This is a genomic window from Roseovarius roseus (genome assembly GCF_043355935.2).
GTDB classification, from domain to species: domain Bacteria; phylum Pseudomonadota; class Alphaproteobacteria; order Rhodobacterales; family Rhodobacteraceae; genus Roseovarius; species Roseovarius roseus.
Genome location: NZ_JBHFPE020000005.1, coordinates 211818 through 236073, shown reverse-complemented (window position 1 = coordinate 236073; position 24256 = coordinate 211818). Strand labels below are relative to the sequence as shown.

At 63.3% G+C, this 24256-nt stretch carries 24 protein-coding genes; 12 read left to right on the top strand and 12 right to left on the bottom strand.

Going from position 1 to position 24256, the window contains the following annotated elements; genetic code table 11:
* Positions 1–26 precede the first annotated feature (26 nt).
* Positions 27–629, top strand: a complete 603-nt coding sequence (gene pncA, locus ACEWPL_RS11100) for a bifunctional nicotinamidase/pyrazinamidase (RefSeq protein WP_393934236.1) — start codon at positions 27–29, stop codon at positions 627–629.
* On the opposite strand, the gene ACEWPL_RS11095 is transcribed toward pncA, so the two are convergent.
* The gene (locus tag ACEWPL_RS11095; RefSeq protein ID WP_393934237.1) at positions 620–973 is read right to left on the bottom strand and encodes a VanZ family protein; all 354 of its coding nucleotides are present in this window, start codon (positions 971–973) and stop codon (positions 620–622) included. The two genes, pncA and ACEWPL_RS11095, sit on opposite strands and share 10 nt — an antisense overlap.
* Positions 974–1132: 159 nt before the next feature.
* Between ACEWPL_RS11095 and glmM the strand changes: the two genes are divergently transcribed.
* Entirely contained in the window at positions 1133–2476 is a 1344-nt protein-coding gene (gene glmM, locus ACEWPL_RS11090) for a phosphoglucosamine mutase (RefSeq protein ID WP_393934238.1), read from the top strand.
* An 8-nt stretch (positions 2477–2484) separates the two neighbouring features.
* Here the strand turns inward: glmM and ACEWPL_RS11085 are convergent, their stop codons facing one another.
* Entirely contained in the window at positions 2485–3306 is an 822-nt protein-coding gene (locus ACEWPL_RS11085; protein WP_393934239.1) for an ABC transporter permease, read from the bottom strand.
* A 136-nt stretch (positions 3307–3442) separates the two neighbouring features.
* Here ACEWPL_RS11085 and cysQ point away from each other — a divergent pair, with 136 nt between their 5' ends.
* From cysQ to ACEWPL_RS11050, 7 genes are all read left to right on the top strand, one after another.
* Positions 3443–4240, top strand: coding sequence for a 3'(2'),5'-bisphosphate nucleotidase CysQ (cysQ, locus tag ACEWPL_RS11080; RefSeq protein ID WP_393934240.1), 798 nt, complete (start codon positions 3443–3445; stop codon positions 4238–4240).
* A 148-nt stretch (positions 4241–4388) separates the two neighbouring features.
* Entirely contained in the window at positions 4389–5282 is an 894-nt protein-coding gene (gene galU / locus ACEWPL_RS11075; protein ID WP_393934241.1) for a UTP--glucose-1-phosphate uridylyltransferase GalU, read from the top strand.
* Between the two features lie 19 nt (positions 5283–5301).
* Positions 5302–6285 (top strand): UDP-glucose 4-epimerase GalE, encoded by a 984-nt coding sequence (galE, locus tag ACEWPL_RS11070; RefSeq protein ID WP_393934242.1) that lies wholly within the window; start codon positions 5302–5304, stop codon positions 6283–6285.
* Between the two features lie 36 nt (positions 6286–6321).
* Positions 6322–7365, top strand: a complete 1044-nt coding sequence (locus ACEWPL_RS11065) for a glycosyltransferase family 2 protein (protein WP_393934243.1) — start codon at positions 6322–6324, stop codon at positions 7363–7365.
* Between the two features lie 166 nt (positions 7366–7531).
* Entirely contained in the window at positions 7532–8518 is a 987-nt protein-coding gene (locus ACEWPL_RS11060; protein ID WP_393934469.1) for a glycosyltransferase family 2 protein, read from the top strand.
* 34 nt (positions 8519–8552) lie between these two features.
* Complete coding sequence (locus tag ACEWPL_RS11055) at positions 8553–10253, top strand: DUF5927 domain-containing protein (protein WP_393934244.1); 1701 nt, start codon at positions 8553–8555, stop codon at positions 10251–10253.
* 3 nt (positions 10254–10256) lie between these two features.
* Positions 10257–11681 (top strand): sulfotransferase family 2 domain-containing protein, encoded by a 1425-nt coding sequence (locus tag ACEWPL_RS11050; RefSeq protein WP_393934245.1) that lies wholly within the window; start codon positions 10257–10259, stop codon positions 11679–11681.
* 13 nt (positions 11682–11694) lie between these two features.
* Here ACEWPL_RS11050 and ACEWPL_RS11045 read toward each other — a convergent pair whose 3' ends face one another.
* The 9 genes from ACEWPL_RS11045 to ACEWPL_RS11005 all read right to left on the bottom strand — a co-directional run bounded on the left by ACEWPL_RS11045 (position 11695) and on the right by ACEWPL_RS11005 (position 18600).
* A complete protein-coding gene (locus ACEWPL_RS11045) occupies positions 11695–12159 on the bottom strand; it encodes a PTS sugar transporter subunit IIA (RefSeq protein WP_393934246.1) in 465 nt (154 codons plus the stop codon).
* 45 nt (positions 12160–12204) lie between these two features.
* On the bottom strand, positions 12205–12768 hold the full coding sequence (gene hpf / locus ACEWPL_RS11040) for a ribosome hibernation-promoting factor, HPF/YfiA family (RefSeq protein WP_393934247.1): 564 nt from the start codon (positions 12766–12768) through the stop codon (positions 12205–12207).
* A gap of 225 nt (positions 12769–12993) precedes the next feature.
* Complete coding sequence (lptB, locus tag ACEWPL_RS11035) at positions 12994–13773, bottom strand: LPS export ABC transporter ATP-binding protein (RefSeq protein ID WP_393934248.1); 780 nt, start codon at positions 13771–13773, stop codon at positions 12994–12996.
* On the bottom strand, positions 13770–14264 hold the full coding sequence (locus ACEWPL_RS11030) for an LptA/OstA family protein (RefSeq protein ID WP_393934249.1): 495 nt from the start codon (positions 14262–14264) through the stop codon (positions 13770–13772). The genes lptB and ACEWPL_RS11030 overlap by 4 nt, the downstream gene beginning before the upstream one ends.
* 5 nt (positions 14265–14269) lie before the next feature.
* Positions 14270–14887, bottom strand: coding sequence for an LPS export ABC transporter periplasmic protein LptC (lptC, locus tag ACEWPL_RS11025; RefSeq protein ID WP_393934250.1), 618 nt, complete (start codon positions 14885–14887; stop codon positions 14270–14272).
* Positions 14884–15495 carry a ribonuclease D gene (locus tag ACEWPL_RS11020; RefSeq protein WP_393934251.1) on the bottom strand — a complete coding sequence of 204 codons (612 nt, stop codon included), beginning with the start codon at positions 15493–15495 and terminating at the stop codon, positions 14884–14886. Before ACEWPL_RS11020 ends, lptC begins: the two co-directional genes overlap by 4 nt.
* Before the next feature lie 132 nt (positions 15496–15627).
* Complete coding sequence (gene arfB, locus ACEWPL_RS11015) at positions 15628–16050, bottom strand: alternative ribosome rescue aminoacyl-tRNA hydrolase ArfB (protein ID WP_393934252.1); 423 nt, start codon at positions 16048–16050, stop codon at positions 15628–15630.
* Between the two features lie 331 nt (positions 16051–16381).
* Entirely contained in the window at positions 16382–17185 is an 804-nt protein-coding gene (mepA, locus tag ACEWPL_RS11010; RefSeq protein ID WP_393934470.1) for a penicillin-insensitive murein endopeptidase, read from the bottom strand.
* Positions 17186–17262: 77 nt separating this feature from the next.
* On the bottom strand, positions 17263–18600 hold the full coding sequence (locus ACEWPL_RS11005; RefSeq protein WP_393934253.1) for an MFS transporter: 1338 nt from the start codon (positions 18598–18600) through the stop codon (positions 17263–17265).
* 143 nt (positions 18601–18743) lie between these two features.
* Here ACEWPL_RS11005 and ACEWPL_RS11000 point away from each other — a divergent pair, with 143 nt between their 5' ends.
* The 3 genes from ACEWPL_RS11000 (at position 18744) to yaaA (ending at position 21933) form a co-directional block, all read left to right on the top strand.
* Complete coding sequence (locus ACEWPL_RS11000; protein ID WP_393934254.1) at positions 18744–19031, top strand: YggT family protein; 288 nt, start codon at positions 18744–18746, stop codon at positions 19029–19031.
* Positions 19032–19110: 79 nt separating this feature from the next.
* Positions 19111–21150 carry a DNA helicase RecQ gene (gene recQ, locus ACEWPL_RS10995; RefSeq protein ID WP_393934255.1) on the top strand — a complete coding sequence of 680 codons (2040 nt, stop codon included), beginning with the start codon at positions 19111–19113 and terminating at the stop codon, positions 21148–21150.
* A gap of 27 nt (positions 21151–21177) precedes the next feature.
* Positions 21178–21933: a peroxide stress protein YaaA gene (yaaA, locus tag ACEWPL_RS10990; protein WP_393934256.1), complete on the top strand. Its 756-nt coding sequence runs from the start codon at positions 21178–21180 to the stop codon at positions 21931–21933.
* Between the two features lie 3 nt (positions 21934–21936).
* On the opposite strand, the gene ACEWPL_RS10985 is transcribed toward yaaA, so the two are convergent.
* Positions 21937–24114: a response regulator gene (locus ACEWPL_RS10985; RefSeq protein ID WP_393934257.1), complete on the bottom strand. Its 2178-nt coding sequence runs from the start codon at positions 24112–24114 to the stop codon at positions 21937–21939.
* Between the last annotated feature and the right edge of the window lie 142 nt (positions 24115–24256).

Here is a 24256-nt window from a genome sequence, read left to right as displayed (position 1 = left end):
CGATAAAGGCCAGTAAGGAGGCCGCCATGACCCACGCCCTGATCGTGATCGACATGCAGCTGGATTTTTGCCCCGGCGGCGCGCTGGCCGTGACGGGCGGCGATACCATTGTCGAGGGGATCAATGCGCGCATGGCCCAGTTCGATGCGGTAATCCTGACCCAGGACTGGCACCCGAAGGGGCATTCCTCCTTCGCCTCCAGCCATCCGGGCGCCGCGCCGATGGATGTCATCGAGATGCCGTATGGCCAGCAGGTGCTGTGGCCCGATCACTGTGTGCAGGGCAGCGAGGGTGCGCGGTTTCATGCGGGCCTCGACACGGACAAGGCGGATCTGATCCTTCGCAAGGGGTACAATCCGGCGATCGACAGCTATTCCGCCTTTTTCGAGAATGACCACCGCACGCCCACGGGCCTGCATGGCTATCTGCAGACGCGCGGGATCACTGCGCTGACGATGGTGGGGCTGGCGCTGGATTTCTGCGTCAACTTCTCGGCGGTGGACGCGGCGGGGCTGAGCTACGACGTGCGCGTCGAGACGGCGCTCAGCCGCGGGATCGATGCAGGCGGCTCGATGGATGCGGCGCTGGGAGGGATGCGCGCGGCCGGCGTCACACTGGTTCAGAGCTGACGGGGCAGCAGGCGTGCGGCAAAGATGCCGACGGCTGCTCCGATCGTGTCAGCGGCCAGGTCGCCCCACTCGGCATCCCGCCCGACATGGGGTTGAACGAGTTCGATCATCCCGCCAAAGACCGCGACCCCGAGCACGATGCGCCACCCCCAGGCCGGGCGTGCATAGCCAAGCGGTAGCGCCAACAGCGCAAAACCGGCGAAATGCTGCCACTTGTCACTGCCCGGCGGGCCCACGCTGGGCATGCCCGGGCTGAGCGTGGTGACACAGAGCACCAGCGCGGTCAGCACCGTCAGCGCCCAGGCCCAGCGCAGTACAAGGGTATCATGGCGTTCGGACATCATCTAATTTGGCCTTGTTTGGGCAATGGCGCGGTTCTGCCTGTCTCGCGCCCCGTTGGCAACACGCACACTCGCCTTGAGCGCGCAGGACGGCTATACCCCGCCCAGCCCGACATTCGCGGCGGGCGTATCGGCATTCTGCAGGCAACGGCAAGAGGCATCATGACGCGCAAGATTTTCGGCACCGACGGCATTCGCGGCACCGCCAACACCTATCCCATGACTGCCGACATGGCCCTGCGCGTCGGCGCGGCGGCCGGCCGGCATTTTCGCCGTGACGGCATGAATGTGCACCGCGTCGTCATCGGCAAGGATACGCGCCGCTCGGGCTATATGCTGGAAAACGCGCTGACGGCAGGGCTGACCTCGACCGGCATGAACGTTCTGCTTCTGGGGCCGGTGCCGACGCCCGCGGTGGCGTTTTTGACCCGCTCGATGCGGGCGGATCTGGGCATCATGATCTCGGCCAGCCACAATCCCCATCACGATAACGGGATCAAGTTCTTTGGCCCCGACGGGTTCAAGCTGGACGACGCGTCCGAGGCCGATATCGAGCGGATCCTGAGTGAGGAAATCCAGCCCGCCAAGCCGATGAATATCGGCCGCGCCAGGCGGATCGATGACGGACAGGGCCGCTATGTCGAATATGCCAAGACGACGATTGCACGCACCACGCGGCTGACCGGGCTCAAGGTGGTGGTCGATTGCGCCAACGGCGCCGCCTACAAGGTTGCGCCCGAAGTCCTGTGGGAGCTGGGCGCAGACGTCATCACCGTCGGCACCGCACCCGATGGCTATAACATCAACCTCTCCTGCGGCTCCACCTCGCCCGAGACGGCGGCGGAGGCGGTGCGCCGCCACGGCGCCGATCTGGGGATTTGCCTTGATGGCGATGCGGACCGGATCGTGCTGATCGACGAGATGGGGCGCGTCGCCGATGGCGATCAGATCATGGCCCTTTTCGCGCGCCTCGGGGCCGAGGCGGGCACGCTGGCCGGCGGCGCGCTGGTGGCGACGGTGATGTCCAACCTGGGGCTGGAGCGGTATCTGGACGGGATCGGCGTTGCGCTGGAGCGCACCAAGGTCGGCGACCGCCACGTGGTGGAGCGGATGCGCGCTGGCGGCTTCAACCTTGGCGGCGAGCAGTCGGGCCATATCGTGATGAGCGATTACGCCACCACCGGCGATGGCCTGGTTGCCGGGCTGCATTTCCTGGCGGCGATGGTCAGCAGTGGCCAGCCCGCCAGCGCCCTCTTGCACAGCTTCGAGCGGGTGCCGCAGCTATTGGAAAACGTCAAGCTGAGCGCCGGTGCCGCGCCGCTGGCAGATGCGGGCGTCCAATCCGTGATCGACACGCAGGAAAAGCGCCTGGATGGCAAGGGCCGCCTGCTGATCCGCGCGTCGGGGACCGAGCCGCTGATCCGCGTTATGGCGGAATGCGAGGACGAGTCCATGCTGCGCGACGTGGTCGAGACCATTGCCGCAGCGGTGCGCGACGCGGGATGAACCGGCGCTCAGCGCCGCGCGTCCCAGCTCTGCGAGGCGTGGCGGCGCGTGTAGAATTCGCCCATGAGCCCGATCATCGTAAGCGTGAGCGCCACGACGATCGGGTAGGTAATGTTGGAATTATGCGGCGAATAATTCACGAAAACGAAACCGCGCGCCTGGTCAATGGTGTGAAAAAGCGGGTTCCAGTCGAACATGCGCAGCATGTAGCCCGGCAGCATGTTGGCGACGAACATCTTGCCCGAGGCGATCATGTTGGCCCGCTGGTAGACCGTGGTAAAGGTGCCGACGAAGGTGGGAAACCACGGCTTGATCGACAGCAGGACAAGGCCGATGGAGGCGCCGGTGAACCAGGCCAGCAGCAGCATTCCCATGGCTGGAAACGGGTATTCCACCTCGAACGGCGTCACGGCGACATGATACGCAAACAGGATCAGCGCCATGGTAAAGATCTGGACATAGAGCGCGCCCAGCGCAGCCGAGGTGATCGAAATGGCGGTTGTCATCGGCGCATGTTTCATCATCGGAGAAGACGGCCCTTCGGCCCCGACAACGGCGCCGAGCGTCTTGACATGGGTCAGGAACAGGAAAATGCCCGACATGATGTAGAGTAGGAAATCGCCCCGCAGGGCGGCCCCGCGCAGACCCAGAACCGTGAACATGACGTAGAAGGCGGCAAGAAAGACCAGCGTTTGCATGATGTTCAGCCCGACGGCCATCAGGGCATTGCCATGCGTCTTGCGCACTTCGCGGACCGTCGCATGATATATCAGCTCGAGGATCGAAACCGCCGATTGCAGTTTCGAGCGCCGCCGTATCTGTTGAAACATCGCGCCTGCTCCTGCGCTGGTGATCTTGCCATCATGCCACGGACTTCTTGCCGTTCCGTTAGCCGAGGACCATAAGGGGCGCGGCCCCTTCCCGCAACACCGCGTTGCTTTGCCCAGAAACGCAGGAGATTTCGCCTTGGACTATGCCGAACTGACCACGCAGATGCGCCGCCTCGCCCTCGAGGCCGGGGACGCGATCATGCAGATCTATGGCCAGGATGATTTCGAGGTGAAATCCAAATCCGACGACAGCCCCGTCACCGCCGCGGACGAGGCCGCCGATGCGCTGATCTCGGCCGGGCTGCGGGCGGCGTTTCCGGACGTGACCCTTGTCACCGAAGAGCAAGCCGCCTCGCATAGTGCGCGGGCCGACACGTTCCTCATCGTCGATCCGCTGGACGGAACCAAGGAATTCATCCATCGCCGTGGCGATTTCACCGTCAACATCGCGCTGGTCGAGAATGGCACGCCGACCCGCGGTGTCGTCTATGCCCCCGCCAAGGGGCGCATGTTCTACACCCAGGCCGATGGCACGTCGGTCGAGGAAACCGGCCCGCTGGACAAGGACAAGGTGGGCACACTGACGCCCATCCATGTCTCGGCGCCCGATAATGATTCGCTGATGGTCGTCGCGTCGAAATCGCACCGCGATCAGGCCACCGATGATTACATCGCAAAGTACAGCGTCAAGGACATGAAGAGCGCCGGAAGCTCTTTGAAATTCTGCCTCGTCGCCACGGGCGAGGCCGATATCTACCCCCGCGTCGGACGCACGATGGAATGGGACACGGCCGCGGGCCACGCCATACTGGCTGGTGCGGGCGGGCGCGTCGTGCGCTTCGACGATCACGCGCCGCTGACCTACGGCAAGGACGGATATGCGAACCCGTTCTTCATCGCCTATGCGCCGGACGTGGTCCTGAAACGCCCCTGATCCACCCCTTGCAACAGTGGTTTCCAAGCCGCAGTCATGAAAAAAATGCCCGCTTGCGCGATAATCCGCGCGGAATTAACGGCCGATCAGTGCGCGGCCCCGAATTGTGTGTAAACATATGCAAAAATACGATTGCGAGAGGCAGGCCATGCGGAAAAAAGTGACGAAAGCTATCTTTCCGGTTGCGGGTATGGGAACCAGATTTCTGCCGGCGACCAAATCCGTTCCCAAGGAAATCATGACGCTGGTCGATCGTCCGCTGGTGCAATACGCCATCGATGAGGCGCGCGCGGCCGGGATCAAGGAATTCATCTTTGTGACATCACGCGGCAAGGGTGCGCTTGAGGATTATTTCGACAATGCGCCCCAGCTTGAGCAGGAATTGCGCAAGAAGGGCAAGACCGAGTTGCTGGAGATCCTGAAAACCACCAATATGGACTCCGGCGAGATCGCATATATCCGCCAGCACAAGCCACTGGGCCTTGGCCACGCAGTCTGGTGCGCCCGCCGCCTTATCGGGAACGAGCCGTTTGCCGTCATCCTGCCCGACGATGTCATCGCGGCCGAAAAGCCTTGCCTGCAACAGATGGTCGAGGCCTTCGAGGAAACGCAGAGCAATATCGTCGCCGCGATGGAAGTGCCCGACAACAAGGCGTCGTCCTACGGCATCCTCGATATCAAAGAGGATATGGGTGCGCTGGTCTCGACCAAGGGCATGGTCGAGAAGCCCGCCTTCGGAACGCAGCCCTCGAACCTTGCCGTCATCGGACGCTATATCCTGACACCGACCGTTCTGCAGATGTTGAACAAGAAAACGGTGGGGGCTGGCGGTGAGATCCAGTTGACCGATGCCATCGCCGATGCCCGCAACGAGGGCGAAGAGGTCTATGGCTACCGCTTCAAGGGGCATCGTTATGATTGCGGCTCCAAGGCGGGCTTCCTTCAGGCGACGGTCGCCTTTGCCCTTGCGCGCGACGACCTGCGTGACGATCTGCAGAATTTCCTTTACGACATGGTCAGCGCGGCGAAATCCGCGCAGTGAGTTTGCGGCGGGACGTGGCGTGACGAACATTCTGGTGACGGGCGGCGCGGGCTATATCGGCAGCCATGCGTGCAAGGCGCTGAGGGCGGCGGGCTATACCCCCGTCACCTACGACAATCTCAGCACCGGCTGGGCCGACGCGGTCAGGTTCGGGCCGTTCGAACAGGGCGAGCTGACGGATCGCGCGCGGCTAGATCAGGTCTTTGCCGCCTACAATCCCGCCGCCGTCATGCATTTCGCCGCCCTCAGCCAGGTGGGCGAGTCCATGCGCATCCCCGAGGTCTACTGGCGTAACAATGTCGCCGGCTCGCTGACCCTGATGGAGGCGGCGGTCCACGCGCGCTGCCTCGATTTCGTCCTCAGTTCGACCTGCGCGACGTATGGCGATCAGGACAATGTCGTGCTGGACGAGGACTGCGCCCAGCACCCGATCAACGCCTATGGCGCGTCGAAACGCGCGATCGAGGATATGCTACGCGACTTCGAAATCGCCTATGGGCTGCGTCATGTGATTTTTCGCTACTTCAATGTCGCGGGCGCCGACCCCGAGGCCGAGGTGGGCGAATTTCACCAGCCCGAGACACATCTTGTGCCGCTGATGCTGGACGCCATTCAGGGCAAGCGGGACGCGCTGACCATTTTCGGCACCGATTACGACACGCCCGACGGCACCTGCATCCGCGATTACGTGCATGTCTGCGATCTGGTTGATGCGCATGTGCTGGGCCTCAAATGGCTTGAGGACGGCAAGCCGAGCCGGGTCTTCAACCTCGGCACCGGGTCGGGGTTTTCAGTGCGAGACGTGATCGGCCATGCGGGCGCTGTCACCAATCGCGACGTGCCGGTGATCGAGGGGCCGCGCCGCCCCGGCGACTGCACCAAGCTGGTCTCAGGCTCGACCCGTGCCGAGGCCGAGCTGGGCTGGAGCGCGCATCGCAGCACGATGGACCGCATGATCGCGGATGCCTGGCGCTGGCACGGAACTGGACATTACGAAAAATAGGCGCGATTCTGCGCCGGCAAACGGGGCGGAGAGCGGATGACCGGCAGCGCGCAGATCAGGGACGCCGCGGCAGAGCTGGGCATGGCCTATCGCCTGCGCTGGAAACGGCGGCGCCTTCTTTGGCGCAGCTATCGCAAGCGCCGCCAGATGAGCGCGGTGGCAGACCGGACGGCGCAGATCAGGCCGGGCGCAATCCTTGGGTTTTCCACCGTCCGGAACGAGATCGTCCGCCTGCCTTATTGGCTGGAGCATCACCGGAAACTGGGCGTCGATCATTTCCTGATCGTAGACAATGACTCGGATGACGGGACGCGCGCCTACCTCGCCGCGCAGCCCGATGTCTCGGTTTGGCGGACGCCGCACAGCTACCGTTTGTCCCGCTTCGGGGTCGATTGGCTGACGTGGCTGCAAATGCGCCACGGGCACGGCCATTGGTGCCTGACCGCCGACGCGGACGAATTGCTCATCTATCCGTTTCACGACACACGGCCCCTTCCGGCTCTTACCGAATGGTTGGACCGGCGCGGCACGGTGTCCTTCGGCGCGCTCATGCTGGACATGTATCCCAAGGGGCCGCTCAGCACCGCGCCCTATGCCGCCGGGCAGGATCCATGCCACGCGCTGCAATGGTTCGACGCTGGCAACTACATGATTCAAAAGCAGGATCGCCTGCAGAACCTATGGATCCAAGGCGGCCCGCGCGCCCGCGTCTTCTTTGGCCAGGACCCGCGCCGCGCGCCCACGATGGGAAAGGTGCCCCTGGTCAGATGGCGCCGCGGCTATGCCTATGTCAGCTCGGCCCATTCGGCCCTGCCCCGGCGGCTGAACCAAGTCTATGACGAGGCGGGGGGCGAATGGACCAGCGGCGTGCTGCTCCATACCAAGTTCCTACACATGGCTCCGCAGAAATCGGTCGAAGAGAAAGAGCGGCGCGAGCATTTTGCCAATTCGGATCTCTACGCGGACTACTATGACAACCTAACGGAGGACCCGGACCTGTGGTGCCCCGGCTCCACCCGGTATCTGGGCTGGCGCCAGCTGGAATCGATGGGGCTGATGTCGCGCGGGATGTGGCTGTGAGCGGCGCAATAACAGTTTACCCAAGCGGCCCAACAGCTTATCGTTTGCTCTGCGCGCGCGAGGGGGGCTGGACGCAAGGCAACAGAACCTTAACCCCCCGCCTCTATGCTGCGCTTGGGGCAAGGCTCAGGGGACAGCCAGTTTGAGTATCGTGCAATCCTACCGGATGCGTCTGCGGCGCAAACATGCCAAGGCGCGGTCCCTGCGCAAGGGGCTGTCCCTGCGTCCCGTCGTCGATCGCACCGCGCAGATTGCCGCCGGGGACGTCATGCTCTTCTCGACCCTGCGGGACGAGAATGTCCGCCTGCCTTATTTCCTCGATTACTACCGCGATATGGGCGTCGATCATTTCCTGATCGTGGACAATGACAGCAGCGATGGCAGCGGCGATTACCTGGCCGACCAGCCGGACGTGTCACTGTGGCACACCACCGGCAGTTACAGGAACGCGCGCTTTGGCGTCGACTGGCTGAACCGTCTGCAATCGAAATACGGCCATGACCACTGGACCCTTGTCGTCGATCCGGACGAGCTGTTCGTCTATCCCTTCTGCGACACACGCCCCATCCGGGCGCTGACCGACTGGCTGGATGGCTCGAACGTGCGCAGCTTTGGCGCGATGCTGCTGGACATGTATCCCAAGGGGCGGCTGGATGCGGTGCCCTATCGCCGCGGGCAGAACCCGCTGGAAATCGCCTCATGGTTCGATCCGGGCAATTACATGATCGAAAAGAACCACATGTTCGGCAACCTGTGGATTCAGGGCGGGCCGCGCGCCCGCGTCTTCTTTGCCGATCAACCCAAAAAGGCGCCCGCACTCAACAAGATCCCGCTGGTCAAGTGGAACCGGCGCTACGCGTATATCAGCTCGACCCATATGCTGCTGCCGCGCGGGTTGAACCTTGTCTACGACGAATGGGGCGGCGAGACGGCCAGCGGTGTGCTGCTTCATGCCAAGTTTCTGGATACCTTCACCCAGAAGGCCGAGGAGGAGATGCAGCGCAAACAACATTACCGCGCGTCACTGGAATACAAGGCCTACATGGAAAACATGTCCGACCAGCCAGACCTTTGGTGCAAATGGTCGGAAAAGTATATAAATTGGCGGCAATTGGAAATTCTGGGCCTGATGTCCAAGGGGAACTGGGCATGACCGCAGCAGCCAGGGCAGCAGGGGCACTTTCGGGATGAGCGTCGGTATCGTCATGCTGGTCCACACAGCCCTTGGCCGGGCCGAACAGGTGGCCCGCCATTGGTCCGCCGTCGGTTGTCCGCTGGTGATCCATGTCGACGTTTCCGTCCCCGCCAAGACCTTTCGCAGTTTTCAAAGCGCGCTGGCCGATCTGCCAGACGTGCGCTTCTCCACGCGCCATCGCTGTGAATGGGGCACCTGGGGGTTGGTCGCGGCGTCGCAAAGCGCCGCCGAGTTGATGCTGGAGGAGTTTCCGCAGGTTCGGCATGTGTACCTCGCCTCCGGCTCGTGCCTGCCACTGCGCCCGGTGCAGGAGTTGATCGACTACCTCGCAGCCCGCCCACATACCGACTTCATCGAAAGCGCGACGACGGCGGATGTGCCGTGGACGATCGGCGGCCTGGATGCCGAGCGGTTCACGCTGCGCTTTCCCTTTTCGTGGCGCCGGCACCGCTATCTTTTTGATCGCTATGTCGCCTTGCAGCGCAAACTAGGGATGAAGCGCCGTATTCCCGGCGGTATCGTCCCCCATATGGGTAGCCAGTGGTGGTGCCTCACACGGCAGACCCTGTCGGCCATCCTGACCGACCCCGAGCGCCCGACCTATGACCGCTATTTCTCCAAGGTTTGGATCCCGGACGAGAGCTATTTCCAGACCCTAGCGCGGCAGTATTCGCGCCAGATCGAAAGCCGCTCGCTGACGCTGTCGAAATTCGACTATCAGGGCAAACCTCATATCTTCTACGACGACCACCTGCAGCTTCTGCGCCGGTCGGACTGCTTTGTCGTGCGCAAGATCTGGCCCCGCGCCAACCGCCTCTATGACGCCTTCCTCACCGACGAGGCGGGCGCGATGAAACGAACCGAGCCGAACCCGGGCAAGATCGACCGCATCTTTTCCAAGGCGGTCGAGAGGCGCACGCGCGGCCGGCCCGGCCTTTATATGCAAAGCCGCTTTCCGGTTGAAACACGCGAAAATGGGCTGACCTCGGCCAAATACTCCGTCTTTCACGGCTTTGCCGAGCTTTTCGAGAATTTCGAGCCGTGGTTGGCACGGGCGACGGGCGCGCGTGTGCACGGCCATCTCTACGCGCCCGAGCGCGCGGAATTCGGTGAAGGCGCGACGGTCATCAATGGCGCGCTTTGCGACAGTGCAGCACTGCGCGACTACAACCCGCACGCCTTTCTGGCCAGCCTGATCTGGAACACCCGCGGCGAACATCAGTGCTTTCAGTTCAGCCCGCGCGACAATCAGAAGATCAACTGGCATATCGCCAAGGACCCCAATGCGCAGATCTCCGTCATCTCCGGCGCTTGGGCGATCCCGCTTTTCCAGTCAAACGGCAATTTCATCGATATCCGACGCGAGGCCGCCCGGCTGCAACAGATCGAGTCGAAGAACCTCGAAATCCTGCGCTCCAGCTGGACCAAGGCGCGCGTGCGCATCTGGACCATGGCCGAGTTCATCGAGGCCCCGATGGAGCCCCTGCAGACGATCATTGACGAAATCGGGCCGCAACATCAACAGCGCGGCCTGTCGGAGGTGCCAAAGATGGTCGACCTGAGCGGCTTCGGCCAGTTCCTGCAGAACCTCAAGAACCAGGGAATGCACCCTTATCTGATGGGCAATTTCCCCGTTGCCCATGATATGCACGAGGCGCCCATGCGCGCGCGCAAGCCTTATCTGGTGCGGTAGTCCATGCCCGATTTCGACTATTTCGTCGTGCTGGCCGAAATGCGCACGGGCTCCAACCTGCTGGAATCGCATCTGAACGCCTTTCATAGCTTTGAGTGCCACGGCGAGGCATTCAATCCCGCCTTTATCGGCTATCCCAACCGGACCGAGATCCTGGGCATCACCCAGGCCATGCGCGAGGGCGATCCCGCGCGGCTGATCGAAACCATTCGCGACCGCTCGGCGGGGATGGGAGGCTTTCGCCTTTTTCACGATCACGATCCCCGCGCGATAGAGATCTGCCTGAACGATCCGCGCTGCGCCAAGATCGTGCTGACGCGCAACCCCGCCGAAAGCTATGTCAGCTGGAAAATCGCGCAGGAAACCGGCCAGTGGAAGCTGACCAACGTCAAGCGCCGCAAGGATGCCAAGGCGACTTTCGACGCTGAGGAATTCGAGCGGCACGTGACAGATCTGCAGGCGTTCCAGCTGAAAGTGCAGAACACCTTGCAAAAGACCGGGCAGGCCGCATTCTACATCTCTTACGAAGACCTGAACGAGCTTGAGATCATCAATGGCCTTGCCCTCTATCTGGGCGCCGACGAGGCGCTGGAGGTCTTGGGCGACACGCTCAAGATCCAGAACCCCGAGCCGCTGTCGGAGAAGGTCGCGAATTTCGACGAGATGGCTGACGCGCTATCGGGCCTCGACCGGTTCAACCTCACCCGGACCCCAGAATTCGAGCCGCGCCGGGGGCCCGCCGTGCCGTCCCATGTCGTCGCGTATCGCGCGCCCCTGATCTACATGCCGATCAAATCCGGCCCCGAGGCCGAAGTGATGGCGTGGATGGCCGCGCTGGACGATGTCGCGCCCGAGGCGCTGCACACCAAGATGAACCAGAAGGGCCTGCGCCAGTGGATGCGGCAGGCCAAGGGCCATCGCAGCTTTACCGTGCTGCGCCACCCGGCGGCGCGCGCCCATGCCGCCTTCTGCCATCGCATCCTGCATCCCGGCCCCGGCTGCCTTGGTGAAATCCGGCGCGTTCTGCGCAATTTTCACAAGCTGCCGATCCCCGGCAGCGGCCCGGACGCGAGCTATGACCGGCGCGCGCATTACATGGCTTTTACCGCGTTCCTAGAGTTTCTACGCGCCAACCTGCGCGGCCAGACCAGCGTGCGAGTGGATGCTAACTGGGCGACGCAAGCCGCGATCCTGCAAGGCATGGCGCAATTCGCCCTGCCCGACATGTTGATCCGCGAAGATGAAATGCCGTTGCAACTGGGCGCGCTGGCCAAGCAGGTGGGTTATCCCGGCGCGGCGCCGATCGCAGCCGTGCAAGACGACACCCCCTATGCGCTGGCGGACGTCTATGACGACGATATCGAAACGCTCGTCGCCGACATCTATCAGCGCGACTACATCTTGTTCGGTTGGGATCGCTGGCGCTAAGACCCCCGCCGCGTCACGCGGCGAGGATCGACTGCGCTTCGGTTACAATCGTGTAGAGCGTCGCCGGATCGGGATTGCCCCGCAACTTGGCGCAAAGCTGGGCATCGCGCAACGTGCGCGACACCAGCGCGAGCGCCTTCAGATGCTCGACCCCGGCCTCCTTGGGCGCAAAGAGGGCAAAGGCCAGATCGACGGGCTGGCGGTCGATCGCGTCGAAATTGATCGGCGTGTCGAGCAGCACGAGCACACCGACGACCTGGTCGAGATCGTCCAGCCGTGCATGCGGCAGGGCCACACCGTGGCCCACGCCGGTCGGCCCCAGCGACTCGCGCTCTTGCAGCGCTTCGACGGCGGCATGAGCGTCCACGCCATAGACGGCGTGGGCGATATCGCCCAATTCATGCATCAGCCGCTTTTTGCTGGATGCCGCACCAAGCACGCGCACGGCCCCGGGTTTCAGGATCATGGGTATGTCCATTCACTGCTCCGACGGCCAAGGTCGCTTTCGCAGCCCGGCCAGATTTTACGGATCGATCCACCCTATATTGCCGTCATCGCGGCGGTAGACCACATTCAACCCGCTTTTTGCCTCGTTGCGAAACACCAGGACGGGGGCCCCTGCCAGCTCCATCTGCATCACGGCCTCACCAACGGAGAGGGACGGGATCTGCGCCTCCATTTCGGCGACGATGATGGGCTGAAGGCTATCGGGCTCTGATTCCCCCCCTTCGGCTTCTGACGCGAGGATATACGAGGAGCCCCCCGAGAGTTCAACCGGCTGCGCGCGTTCCTTGTGGTGGTCTTTCAACCGGCGCTTGTAGCGGCGCAGCTGCTTCTCCATTTTCTCGCGTGCGGCGTCGAATGCGGAGTAGATCTCGTGTGCCTTTCCCGTTGCCTGCGCGGTCAGGCCGGTCGACAGGTGGACGATAATCTCGCAGGCAAATTCGCTGGCGCTTTTCGAAAAGATCACATTCGCACTGGTCGGACGCTCGGCATATTTTGCCACAGCCTCGCCTAGTTCGGTTCGCACATGGGTTTGCAGGGCCTCGCCAATATCGATCTGTTTGCCAGTGATTTGATAGCGCATGGTCTCTCCTTCAAAAAGGCGTGCCTCTCCAGGCCCAAAGCGTCGAAACGCCCCTCGGACGGCCAGGAAGGGCTGCTGAAAATTGATATTTCGTTAACGATTTCAACGCACGTCCGATGCTGCGTGGCGTTTGAATTCTGGAAACATCATCCCTCAATTGACGCCCTTTCGGCCGCTGTTGTCAATGATGATCGGCGCGGCGCCGGCGGAATCTGCCGACTGATTTCACGAAATGCGAAAGTTCTCGCCCAGATAGACGCGGCGCACATTCTCGTTGGCGACGACCTCTTCGGGGGTGCCCGACATCAGCACCTTGCCGTCATGCAGAATATAGGCCCGGTCGACGATCTCAAGCGTTTCGCGGACGTTGTGATCGGTGATCAGCACGCCGATGCCCCGCTTCTTCAGGTCAGCCACAAGATGGCGAATATCGCCAACGCTGATCGGATCGACGCCGGCAAAGGGCTCGTCCAGCAGCAGGTATTTCGGATTGGCCGCGAGGCAGCGCGCGATTTCGACGCGCCGCCGCTCACCGCCCGACAAGGCCAGCGCGGGCGCGCGGCGCAGATGCTCGACCGAGAATTCGGCCAGAAGCTCTTCGAGGCGTTCGCGCCTTGTATGAGCATCGGGAACGGAAATATCGAGGATTGCCATGATGTTATCTTCGACCGACAGCCCGCGGAAGATCGACATTTCCTGCGGCAGATAGCCAACGCCCAGCTTGGCCCGGCGATACATGGGCAGGTTCGTCACGTCGCGCCCGTCGATGCCCACATGCCCGCCCTCTGGATAGATCAGACCGGCAATCGCGTAGAAGGTCGTGGTCTTGCCCGACCCGTTCGGCCCCAGGAGGGCCGCAACCTCGCCCTGGCGCAGGTGCAGCGACACGTCCCGAATGACGGTGCGTTTCTTGTAGCTTTTGCGCAGGTTGCGGACCACCAGCCCGCCATCCTCCAGGCGCACGGGATCAGTGTCGCTCGCGATGTCCAGATCAGGCTTGGTCACTGGGACGACTCGGGTTGCAGCACGGTGCTGACCCGTCCGTTCATGCGCGCCGTGCCCGCCACCGTATCGACCGACATCCGGTCCGCGGTCAGCGCCGCCGGCCCCTGGACCAGCAAGACGTCGCCTTCCATCTCGATCATGCCGGTCTGCACATCGTAATCCGCCTGCGCCGCCTCGGCCGCGTCCTCGCCGCTGACCAAGGTTACGCCGCCCGTGGCCTGCAGGCTTGCGATTCCGCTGCGATCGGCCAGATAGACGACCAGAACCCGCGGCGCCGACAGACGCATTTGCCCTTGACCGACGATAACATCACCGGTGAAAACCGCTGTCCCGTCATTCTGATTGACGTCTAGATTCTCGGCGGTCACCTCGACCGGCAGATCGCCCTCCTCCGCAGCACTGCCGAAGGCAACCTGCATCCCCTGCGCCTCTGCCGTACCGCCAAGGGCTATCAGCAGCACGAAGAGTGTGGCTTGAACAAAGCGTGACACGTAACTCAATCCTTCGGCTTTGCGGGGTTGTATATCAGCTTGACCCCGTCCGTGAACTGCAAATGTGCAGCGCCGGTTACCGGATCGGAGGTCAGGATCATGCGCCCCGCATTCAGCGCGCCCGGCGGGCCGGTGCCACTGACCGGGCCGGGCGTTTCGGCAAACAGGGTATCGAGGCGGGTATCGATCGCCTCGGTTTGGATATCGTAGCCTGTGGTTGTGGTGACATGCACCTCCCCCTCCAGCCGGGCGGTCATGAGGCTCTGATTGGCCTCACCCCGCAGCGCGGCAATATCGACGACGCCGCCGCCATTCAGGCGCAGCGATGCCGCCGCATTTTCGGCCAGCACCCTGTCACGATCCTCGGGGTCCGGCCGGACCGTGGCGGCGCGGAACGAGATTTCCTCCCCCCCCACCGCCATGCCTGCAAAGCTGGGATTGGTCGCGCCCTGATCTTGCGCGCGCCGCACGAGGTCGACATCCGCATAGGGGATCGTGTCGCCGATATCGGCCTTCTGTGACAAGAGGAACACGGTCGAGAGCAGTCCCAGCGCGACGAGCGGCAGGATGATCTTGGCCCAGTTGACCAGACGCGTGTGAAAATTGTCGCCCCGGCGGATCAATGTGAAAAGATATCCTGTTCGGGCCAGCCCGCCAGATCAAGCGCCGCGCGGGTGGGCAGAAAATCAAAGCAGGCCTGCGCCAGGTCCATCCGCCCCTCACGCTCCAGCCGCTTGTTCAGCGCCTCGCGCAGACGGTGCAGGTAAAGAACGTCGGATGCTGCATAATCCAGCTGAGCCTCGGTCAGCTGCGGCGCGCCCCAATCGCTGCTTTGCTGCTGCTTGGAGATGTCGACATTCAGCAGTTCCTGCAGCAGGTATTTCAGGCCATGCCGGTCCGTGTAGGTGCGGATCAGCTTGCTGGCGATTTTGGTGCAGTAGACGGGCGCGGTGACGGCGCCAAAGGCGTTCTGCATCGCGGCGATGTCGAACCGGCCAAAGTGAAACAGCTTGAGCACGTCAGGATTGGTCAGCATGTCGCAAAGGTTCGGCGCCTCGGTCTGGCCCTTGGCGACCTGCACCAGATGGGCATTGCCATCGCCGCCCGACATCTGGATCACGCAAAGCCGGTCACGATGCGGGCTCAGGCCCATCGTCTCGCAATCGACGGCCACGACGGGGCCCAGATCCAGCCCGTCCGGCAAATCGCCCTGATAGAGGGTGTTCGTCATGTCCGCTCCTTCGCATGTTTGCCTTGGGGGATATATAGGAACGGCGGGACGGGCCACAAATATCTGGCGCATCGTGATGCCCAGGCGCTGAAATCCGGCCGGATTTCAGGCGGGAAAACGCGCGTTTTGCCGTTACTCCTCGCCTTCGACCTTGCCGCGTAGCGCTTTCTTCTCGCCCTGCACCTTCTTGGCCTTGAGGCGGCGCTTCTTGCTCCCCAGCGTCGGGCGCGTTGGAATGCGGCGCTTTGGCTTCTCGACCGCCTTACGGATTAGCTCGGCCAGACGGTCGCGCGCGATGTCGCGGTTTCGGGCCTGATGCCGCGTCTCGTCGCATTGGATGACCAGCGTGCCCTCGGTGGTCCAGCGCCGTCCAGCCAGGCGCCGCAGCCGCCGTTTGACCGGATCGGGCAGGTTGGGCGAGCGTTCGGCCTCGAACCGCAACTCGACCGCGCTGGAGGTCTTGTTGACGTTCTGCCCGCCCGGCCCGCTGGAGCGGATGAACTGCTCGGTCAGCTCCCAATCCTCGATGGCGATGGTGTCGGTGATGCGCAACATGCGCCTAATCTAGGGCGCGGGCCGCGAAACAGGAAGGCCCGCAAGCAAAAGGGCCGCTCCGCTTGTGGAACGACCCTCTAGAGTTTTTCGGAGGCGGGCCGGTTAGATGGCTCACCAATTCAGGTTCGTCTATGCCTCGGGGCTGCCCTAGGCACGGCTCTCCCAAACTGTTCCGACACCTCGCTCCAATACCTCTGTAGACACTGGACCACCTCCTTTCAGCTGTTGAAAACTAAGGACAGGTTGCCACAGATTTCGCACATGTCAAAACAAAATACAGTGGCGGCCCAAGTTTTTTCCACGCCATGTGGTTGCGGCCCATAGGGGTTGCCTATTGTGCCTGCAAAACCCCCACGCATTGCTGCGGCAGGTCGGCCATGGTCAGCTCACGCCTCGGCTTGGGCTTGGGCGCGTTCGGATCGGGCGGCGGCGGGTTGAGGATGTTGTTCACCCATTGCTGCGCATCGGCGCAGCCATCGCCGCGTGGCATCGGATCCTGATCGATGCAGCCGGAGGCGCCCGCCGGGCAGGCAAGCCGGACGTGCATGTGATAATGGTGCCCCCACCAAGGCCGGACCTTGCGCAGCCAGTCCCGGTTTCCGGTCTCGTCGCTGCACATCTGAACCTTGGCGCCGGGAAAGATGAAAATGCGCGCAACGCGCGGATCGCTGGCGGCAGCCTTGACCAGTTCGTGCTGGCCGCGGCTCCAGCCGGAGTTGACATAGGCGCCGTTCGCGCGCCGCATGGAGGTGGCCGACAGGTTCTCCCGCTCGCGGATGCTCAGGTTCAGGCGACTGGGCTGCATCAGCCAAATATCGGCATCAAGGCCCATCTGGTGCGAGCGGTGCCCGGTCAGCATCGGGCCACCGCGCGGCTGGCTGAGATCGCCGACGTAGATTCCGGGCCAGCCTGCCTGCCGCATGTTGCCCGACAGGTCCGCGATGAAATCAATCAGTTGCGGGTGGCCCCAGTTACGGTTGCGGCTGAGGCGCATGGCCTGCCACGTGGGCCCGGTCTGCGGCAGTTGCACGCCGCCCGCGACGCAGCCCTTGGCATAGCTGCCGAAGGGCGCGGCATTCTGGCGCGAGCCGACCTTGGCCGCACCGAAGAATTGCTTGGCCTCCTTGCCCTGCATCGATGCGGGCACGCCCTGGGCAAAGGCAGGCAGTGCCGCAAGGCCGAGGATGACGGCGACGGTCCTGAGATAGATCATCATTCGGATGGGTCTCCTTGGGGTTTCACCCAGACTAGCAGCACCAGGCCCAATGCGAAAAGCCCGATCAGCGGACTGACGCCAATTTGCTGACTGCCCGAGGCCGCCGTGGCCATCCCGATCAGCGACGGCGCGATAAAGGCCGTCGCCTTGCCCGCCAGACCGTATAGCCCAAAAGACTGCGCCATCTGCCCGGTCCGCGCCTGCCGCACCATCATCGACCGGCTGGCAGATTGCAAAACCCCGCCCGCCGCCCCGATCAGGATGCCGCAGCCGTAGAAGAGGATATCCGGCAGGGCCGATCCCGGCGACACGGCAATGCCGTAGACCGATCCGCGCGATATGGTCGCGATCGAGATGGCGACAAAGAGCAGCACCAGTATGGCGCTCACGATCACCGCCTTGGGGCCAAAGCGGTCATCCGCATGCCCGCCCAGCGCCGCAAAGACGGCGCCCGAGATCAGCGCAAGGATGCCAAAGACACCCACATCGACCACGCTCCACCCCAGAACGCCCGAGGCATAGATGCCGCCAAAGAAATACATGCCGTTCAGCGCATCGCGGTAGAACATCGACGCGCCAAGGTAGGAGAACATCGAGGGCGTCTGCGGCAGCGCGCGAATGGTCCCGATCACCTCGGCCAATGCGCGGCGCACGGCGCCCGCGCCCACGCGCACCGGCCTCGGGTCGCGCACCCACAAGAAGAACGGGATCATGAAGACGATATACCACATCCCTGTCAGCGGCCCGACAAAGCGCGTGCCCTCGCGCGCCTCCGGATCGAGGCCAAAGGCCGGCGCAAGGCCGATCAGCGTGCGGCCCGTGCCCGCCCCTTCGGCGAAGAAAAGCAGCATGATCAGCAGTGCCACCAGTCCGCCCAGATACCCGAACGCCCAGCCACTTCCGGAAATCCGCCCGATCTCTTCCGCGCTACCCAGGTCGGGCAGCATCGAGTTGGTAAAGATCGTGGCGAACTCCATTCCGATCATGCCCAGCACGAAAAAGCCAAGGATCACGAGCAGGTTCGGATCCCCCGGCGCGGCCCACCAGATGCCGAAGGCACCAAGGACATACATGACCGAGAACCCCCAGATCCAGCGCAGCCGCGCGCCCGAATGATCCGCCATCGCTCCCAGCACCGGCGCGCCCAGTGCGATGATGACGCCGCCCGCCGCGATACCGAAGGCCCAAACCGTCTGCGCCCGCGCGCCATCGCCGATCAGCTCGTTCATGTAAGGCGCAAAGATGAAGGTGATCAGAAGGGTGTTATAGGGCTGACTGGCCCAGTCGAAAAAGAACCAGCCCCAGATGCGGCGTCTCTTGCTGATGGCTGCCATGCTCGTCCCCGCACCTTGCGCTAATCGCCGCCCCGGTATGACAGCGCCCGCGCCCGCGCGGCAAGCCATTCCTGCCTGCACTCTTGCGCTTTGCGCCGCTGCGGCCTAACTCGGGGCTAGCTTGATACAAGGGATGGCATGACATGCTGGCAATCTACGGACCTTTGCAACTGATCCTCAGCATCGTCTATTTCGTGATGATCATTCACATCATCATGAGCTGGCTGATCAATTTCCAGGTGCTGAACCTGCGCCAGCCGCTGGTCGCCCAGATCTGGGAAGGGCTGAACCGCCTGCTCGAGCCAATTTACCAGCCGATCCGCAGCATCCTGCCCGATACGCGGCCTCTGGATCTGGCGCCGCTTGTCGCGCTGATCATCGTGATTTCGCTGCGCGCCTACGTGCTGCCGGTGATTTTCGGCTTCGCCTGACGCGCCTCGGGACTTGTTCACCGAATCTTAGTGTGAAAATACTTCTGTAAGAGCGAACGCCACCTACAGGATACCCCGCATGCCCTCCGCCGCCACCCTTCTGAGGGATATCTTCGGATTCGATGCCTTCCGTCCGGGGCAGGAGGATATCGTCAGCGCCGTGGCTTCCGGGCAGAACGTGTTGGCCATCATGCCCACGGGCGGCGGCAAATCGCTTTGTTTCCAGTTGCCCGCGCTGATGCGCGAGGGGGTGACAGTGGTCATCTCGCCGCTGATCGCGCTCATGCGTGATCAGGTCCGCGCCCTGAAGGCCGCCGGCGTCGAGGCGGGGGCGCTGACCTCCGGCAATACCGAGGAAGAGACCGCCGCAGTCTGGGAGGCGCTCGAGGCCGGGCGGCTGAAGCTGCTCTACATCGCGCCCGAGCGGCTGGCGGCCGGTTCGGCCATGGGCATGCTACGGCGGATCAATGTCAGCCTGATTGCGGTGGACGAGGCGCATTGCGTCAGCCAGTGGGGCCATGATTTCCGCCCCGATTACCTGCGCATTGGCGAATTGCGCAGCGCGCTGAATGTGCCGCTGGCCGCCTTCACAGCGACTGCAGATGCGGAAACCCAAGACGAGATCATCGAGAAGCTGTTCGACGGCGCCGCGCCCGAACGCTTCCTGCACGGCTTCGACCGGCCGAACATCCACCTTGCCTTTGCCGCCAAGGACAGCCCCCGCCGCCAGATCATGGACTTCGCCAAGTCCCGCAAGGGACAGTCCGGCATCGTCTATTGCGGCACCCGCGCGCGCACCGAAACGCTGGCGCAGGCGCTGCGCGAGGCGGGGCATAACGCAGTCGCCTACAATGGCGGGATGGAGGCGGGCACCCGCCGCGAGGTCGAGGCGCGGTTCAACGCCGAGGACGGGTTGATCGTGGTGGCAACGGTGGCCTTCGGAATGGGCGTGGACAAGCCCGACATTCGCTGGGTCGCGCATGCCGACCTGCCCAAATCCATCGAAAGCTACTATCAGGAAATCGGCCGCGCGGGCCGCGATGGCGCCCCTGCCGAGACGCTGACGCTCTACGGTCCCGACGACATCCGCCTGCGCCGCTCCCAGATCGACGAGGGGCTGGCCCCGCCCGAACGGCGCATGGCCGATCATGCCCGGCTCAACGCGCTTCTGGGCCTCGCCGAGGCGCTGGAATGCCGGCGCGTCAAACTGCTGGGGTACTTCGGCGAGGAAGCAGAGCCGTGCAAGAATTGCGACCTCTGCGACACGCCCCCCGCCACCTTCGACGGGACGGAGGCGGTGCGCAAGGCGCTGTCGGCCATCCTGCGCACGGGCGAATATTTCGGCGCAGGGCATCTGATCGATATCCTCATGGGCAAGCCCACAGAGAAGGTGCGCCAGCGCGGGCATGACGATCTGCCCACTTTCAGCGTGGGCAAGGATCTGTCCAAGGGCAACTGGCAGGCCATCTTCCGCCAGATGATGGGGCACGATCTGGTGCGCCCCGACCCCGAGCGGCATGGCGCGCTGCGCATGACCGATCCCGCCGTGCCCATCCTCAAGGGCGAGGCCGGGATTACGTTGCGCAAGGACATGGTGCAATCGGGCGACCGCCGCCCGGCGGCCAAGGCGCTTGTTTCGGACGAGGACGCTCCGCTCCTCTCGGCGCTCAAGGCCAAGCGCCGGGCCTTTGCCGAGGCGCAGGGCGTGCCCGCCTACATCGTCTTCAACGACCGCACCCTGATCGAGATGGCCGAGGTTCGGCCCGCCAGCCTCGACGACATGGCACGTATCGGCGGCGTCGGTGCAAAAAAGCTGGAGCAATATGGCGATGCCTTTCTGGAGGTGATCAATGGCGAGGCGGCGCAGGTGCATCCCTCGCGGCGCAAGCTGGCCGGGCGCGCGGCGGGCAGTATCTATGATCGGCTGAACGAGGTGCAGCGTGAATTGGCCCGCGGCGAGGGAGGCACGGACAAACCGCTCAGTTGCGCATCCAGCCTGATCACCCGCGTGGCCGAGCAACGCCCCCGCGACGCGGTGCAAATGGCGCGTATCCTCGGTGACAAGCGGGCCGAACGCTTCGGCCCCGCCTTTCTGGACGTTCTGCAAGAGGCGGACTAAGTCAGGCGCAAGCTGAAAGGATTTGCCATGCTCGTCGCCATCTCGCCCGCCAAGAAACTGGACATGTCGCCCACGGATCGCCATGCCACCGTCCCCGGCTTTGCCAAAGATGCCAAGGCGCTGGCCGAGGTCGCGCAAGGTCTAAGCCAGGAGGAGCTGCGCAAGCTGATGCATATCAGCGCCGATCTTGCCAAGCTGAACGCCGAGCGCTTCGCCAATTTCGGCGAGATGGAGAGCAAGCCCGCCGCGCTGGCCTTTGCCGGTGACACCTATCAGGGGCTTGAAGCGAAAAGCCTGGACGACGATGAAATAACCTGGGCGCAAGACCACCTGCGCATCCTGTCGGGTCTCTACGGCGTCTTGCGCCCACTTGACGCGATCCAGCCGTACCGGCTGGAGATGGGCAGCAAGCTGAAGACCGAGCGGGGTAAATCACTCTACGAGTATTGGGGCACGCGCCTGGCCGAGGCACTGAACCGCCACGCGAAGGACGTGCAGACGGACATTCTGGTCAACTGCGCAAGCCAGGAATACTTCGGCGCGGTCGACCTTGAGGCGCTGAACCTGCGGGTCATCACGCCGGTCTTTCTGGAGAACAAGGGCGGGCAGCCCAAGATCGTCAGCTTTTACGCCAAGAAGGCGCGCGGCGCGATGGCGCGGTTCATCATCCAGAACCGACTGACCGATCCCGAGGCATTGACGGAGTTCGACACGGGCGGTTACGCCTACAGCCCGGACCTGTCGGAAGAAAGCAAACCCGCCTTCCTGCGCGCCGCGGACTAGGCGTCATCCCACATCATCGACCGGCGGACGGGGCGGGCGCACATCGGGCGGGCATGCCTCCATGATACGCTCGTGGATCGCGGCCTTGCGCAGCGGCTTGGTAAGGTAGTGATCGAGGCCCGCAGCCAGGATGCCCGCATCATCGCCCTCCATCGCATGGGCCGTCATTGCCACGATCGGCGCATGCGCGCCGGTCGTCGCCTCGATCGCGCGAATACGGCCAGTCGCCTCCTTGCCGTCCATCAGCGGCATCGAGATGTCCATGAAGACGATATCGGGCCGCAGGGTTTGATATTTCTCGACCGCCTCGACGCCGTTTTCGGCAAAGGTCAGTTCGATATCCAGCGTGCCGACCATCTTGGAAAAGACCAGCCGGTTCGTCTTGTTATCCTCGGCGGCCAACACGCGCAGGGCGCGCGGCGGCGCGCCGGGGGTGGGCTGCTCGGGCATGGGAGGCGCGGGCGCGGAAATGGATCCTATCGCGGCGCAGAGGTCTTGGCGTGACACGGGCTTTTGAAGCACCGCGTGCAGCAGGGCGCGCGCCGGATCCTGCGCCGCATAGCCCGTGCTGTCGCTCAGAAGGATGACCGGCACGTCATGCCCGGCCGCGCGCAACGCCTCGGCCAGTTCCAGCCCGTCCATTGCGGCCAGGTGATGATCCGTCAGCACCAGATCCACCTCCGGCCCCATGCGCGCCAACGCCTCGGCAGCATCCGCGCAACATAGCGTGCCAGCCCCCAGCAAGCTGATCCGTTTTTCGAGGATCTGCCGGTTCGCATCATTGCCGTCGACAATCATTACCGTTTGCAGGTTAGCTATCTCAACCGGGCAAGGCGGCTCGGCCCCGCCCACCATCGGCATCGTGATTTGAAAGCCGAAGGTCGACCCGGCGCCCAACTCGCTTTCGACCCAGATACGCCCGCCCATCATCCGCACCAGTTGTTGCGAGATGGCAAGGCCCAGCCCTGTGCCCTCGAAACGCCGGTTATGTTCGTCATCCACCTGATTGAACTCGCCAAAGACGTGATCCACCTTGTCCGCCGGAATGCCGATCCCGGTATCCTCGACCGTGATATGAACCTGCGCCTTGCCATCCTCGCCCACGAGGCCGGTCACGCGGATCAGGACGTGGCCCTTCTCGGTGAACTTGACGGCGTTGCCCATGAGGTTGGTCAGCACCTGCCGCAGCCGGCCGGGATCGCCGATGAATTGCGTCGGCAGGAAGAGGTCATAATCCAGCAGGATGTCGAGCCCCTGATCGCGCGCCTTGGGCTGCATCAGCATGATCAGCTCGTGAATGCAGCGCTCGAGGTCGAATGGCTCGGGCTTGAGCACCAGCTTTTCGGCCTCGATCTTGGAGTAATCCAGCACGTCATTGATGATGACCAACAGCGCCTCGCCCGAATTCTTGATCGTGTCGGCGTATAGGCGCTGCTCGTCCGTCAGCTCGGTTTCCTTGAGAAGATCGGCCATGCCTACCACCCCGTTCATGGGCGTGCGGATCTCGTGGCTCATATTGGCGAGGAACGACGATTTCGCCCGGCTTGCCGCCTCGGCGCGGGCGCGCGCTTCCTTCAGACGCTCCTCGTAGCGGATCGTTGCGGTGATGTTCAGCGCCAGGCTGACCACGTCACCGCCATGACCGCGCTGGTCGATCAGCTTGATATACTCGCCGCTCCAGAGGCGAATGACGGTCGGTTCGGGATCGGTGGTTTGCCAGCGGTCCAGCATCGTCTCGCGCCATGCGGCGGGGTCGTCGTCCCCGATATTGACGATGCCTTCCTCGGTGGCCAGTTGCAGGATCTCGACATAGCTGATGCCCGGCTCGATCGCGCTGAGCCCGTCGAAGACCGAGCAATAGGCCGGGTTTGCCGCAATCATCCGGCCGCTGTCGTCGAAAAAGGCAAAGCCGTCCTGGATCGTCTCGATGGAATGCCAGAGCCGCCGTTCGGCCACCTGGACCTTTTCATTGGCAACATGCAGGTCGGATTTGACGCGCTGGTTTTCATCCAGCGCCGTCTGCACCTTGGCGCGGGTGACGACGATCTCGTCCGAGAGGGCGCGCGCGTGCTTGCCCAGCTTGCGGTTGGCGGCGTGCAGTTCAGCCTGCTTTTGCTCCAGCAAGCGCTCGGCGGCGAGGCGCGCGCGCCTCTCCTGTGCCAGCTTGCCCGCAAGATCCATGCCGATTCCCTGCCATGCCCTGTCCCTCGAATGCGGGTAAATCTGCGGCACCAAGGTGAACATCCCCTTAATGGCGATCACCAGGGCCATTGCCCGAAGCAGGCGCACGTGGCACCGTGGCTGCATTCCAGCCTCGGAGATT

Bases quoted from the DNA above. Each gene is read 5' to 3' on its own strand.
- pncA (WP_393934236.1), top strand. From the start codon at position 27: ATGACCCACGCCCTGATCGTGATCGACATGCAGCTGGATTTTTGCCCC.
- ACEWPL_RS11095 (WP_393934237.1), bottom strand. From the start codon at position 973: ATGATGTCCGAACGCCATGATACCCTTGTACTGCGCTGGGCCTGGGCG.
- glmM (WP_393934238.1), top strand. From the start codon at position 1,133: ATGACGCGCAAGATTTTCGGCACCGACGGCATTCGCGGCACCGCCAAC.
- ACEWPL_RS11085 (WP_393934239.1), bottom strand. From the start codon at position 3,306: ATGTTTCAACAGATACGGCGGCGCTCGAAACTGCAATCGGCGGTTTCG.
- galU (WP_393934241.1), top strand. From the start codon at position 4,389: ATGCGGAAAAAAGTGACGAAAGCTATCTTTCCGGTTGCGGGTATGGGA.
- ACEWPL_RS11065 (WP_393934243.1), top strand. From the start codon at position 6,322: ATGACCGGCAGCGCGCAGATCAGGGACGCCGCGGCAGAGCTGGGCATG.
- ACEWPL_RS11060 (WP_393934469.1), top strand. From the start codon at position 7,532: ATGCGTCTGCGGCGCAAACATGCCAAGGCGCGGTCCCTGCGCAAGGGG.
- ACEWPL_RS11055 (WP_393934244.1), top strand. From the start codon at position 8,553: ATGAGCGTCGGTATCGTCATGCTGGTCCACACAGCCCTTGGCCGGGCC.
- ACEWPL_RS11050 (WP_393934245.1), top strand. From the start codon at position 10,257: ATGCCCGATTTCGACTATTTCGTCGTGCTGGCCGAAATGCGCACGGGC.
- ACEWPL_RS11045 (WP_393934246.1), bottom strand. From the start codon at position 12,159: ATGGACATACCCATGATCCTGAAACCCGGGGCCGTGCGCGTGCTTGGT.
- hpf (WP_393934247.1), bottom strand. From the start codon at position 12,768: ATGCGCTATCAAATCACTGGCAAACAGATCGATATTGGCGAGGCCCTG.
- ACEWPL_RS11020 (WP_393934251.1), bottom strand. From the start codon at position 15,495: ATGACGAACACCCTCTATCAGGGCGATTTGCCGGACGGGCTGGATCTG.
- arfB (WP_393934252.1), bottom strand. From the start codon at position 16,050: ATGTTGCGCATCACCGACACCATCGCCATCGAGGATTGGGAGCTGACC.
- mepA (WP_393934470.1), bottom strand. From the start codon at position 17,185: ATGCAGGGCAAGGAGGCCAAGCAATTCTTCGGTGCGGCCAAGGTCGGC.
- ACEWPL_RS11005 (WP_393934253.1), bottom strand. From the start codon at position 18,600: ATGGCAGCCATCAGCAAGAGACGCCGCATCTGGGGCTGGTTCTTTTTC.
- ACEWPL_RS11000 (WP_393934254.1), top strand. From the start codon at position 18,744: ATGCTGGCAATCTACGGACCTTTGCAACTGATCCTCAGCATCGTCTAT.
- recQ (WP_393934255.1), top strand. From the start codon at position 19,111: ATGCCCTCCGCCGCCACCCTTCTGAGGGATATCTTCGGATTCGATGCC.
- yaaA (WP_393934256.1), top strand. From the start codon at position 21,178: ATGCTCGTCGCCATCTCGCCCGCCAAGAAACTGGACATGTCGCCCACG.
- ACEWPL_RS10985 (WP_393934257.1), bottom strand. From the start codon at position 24,114: ATGGATCTTGCGGGCAAGCTGGCACAGGAGAGGCGCGCGCGCCTCGCC.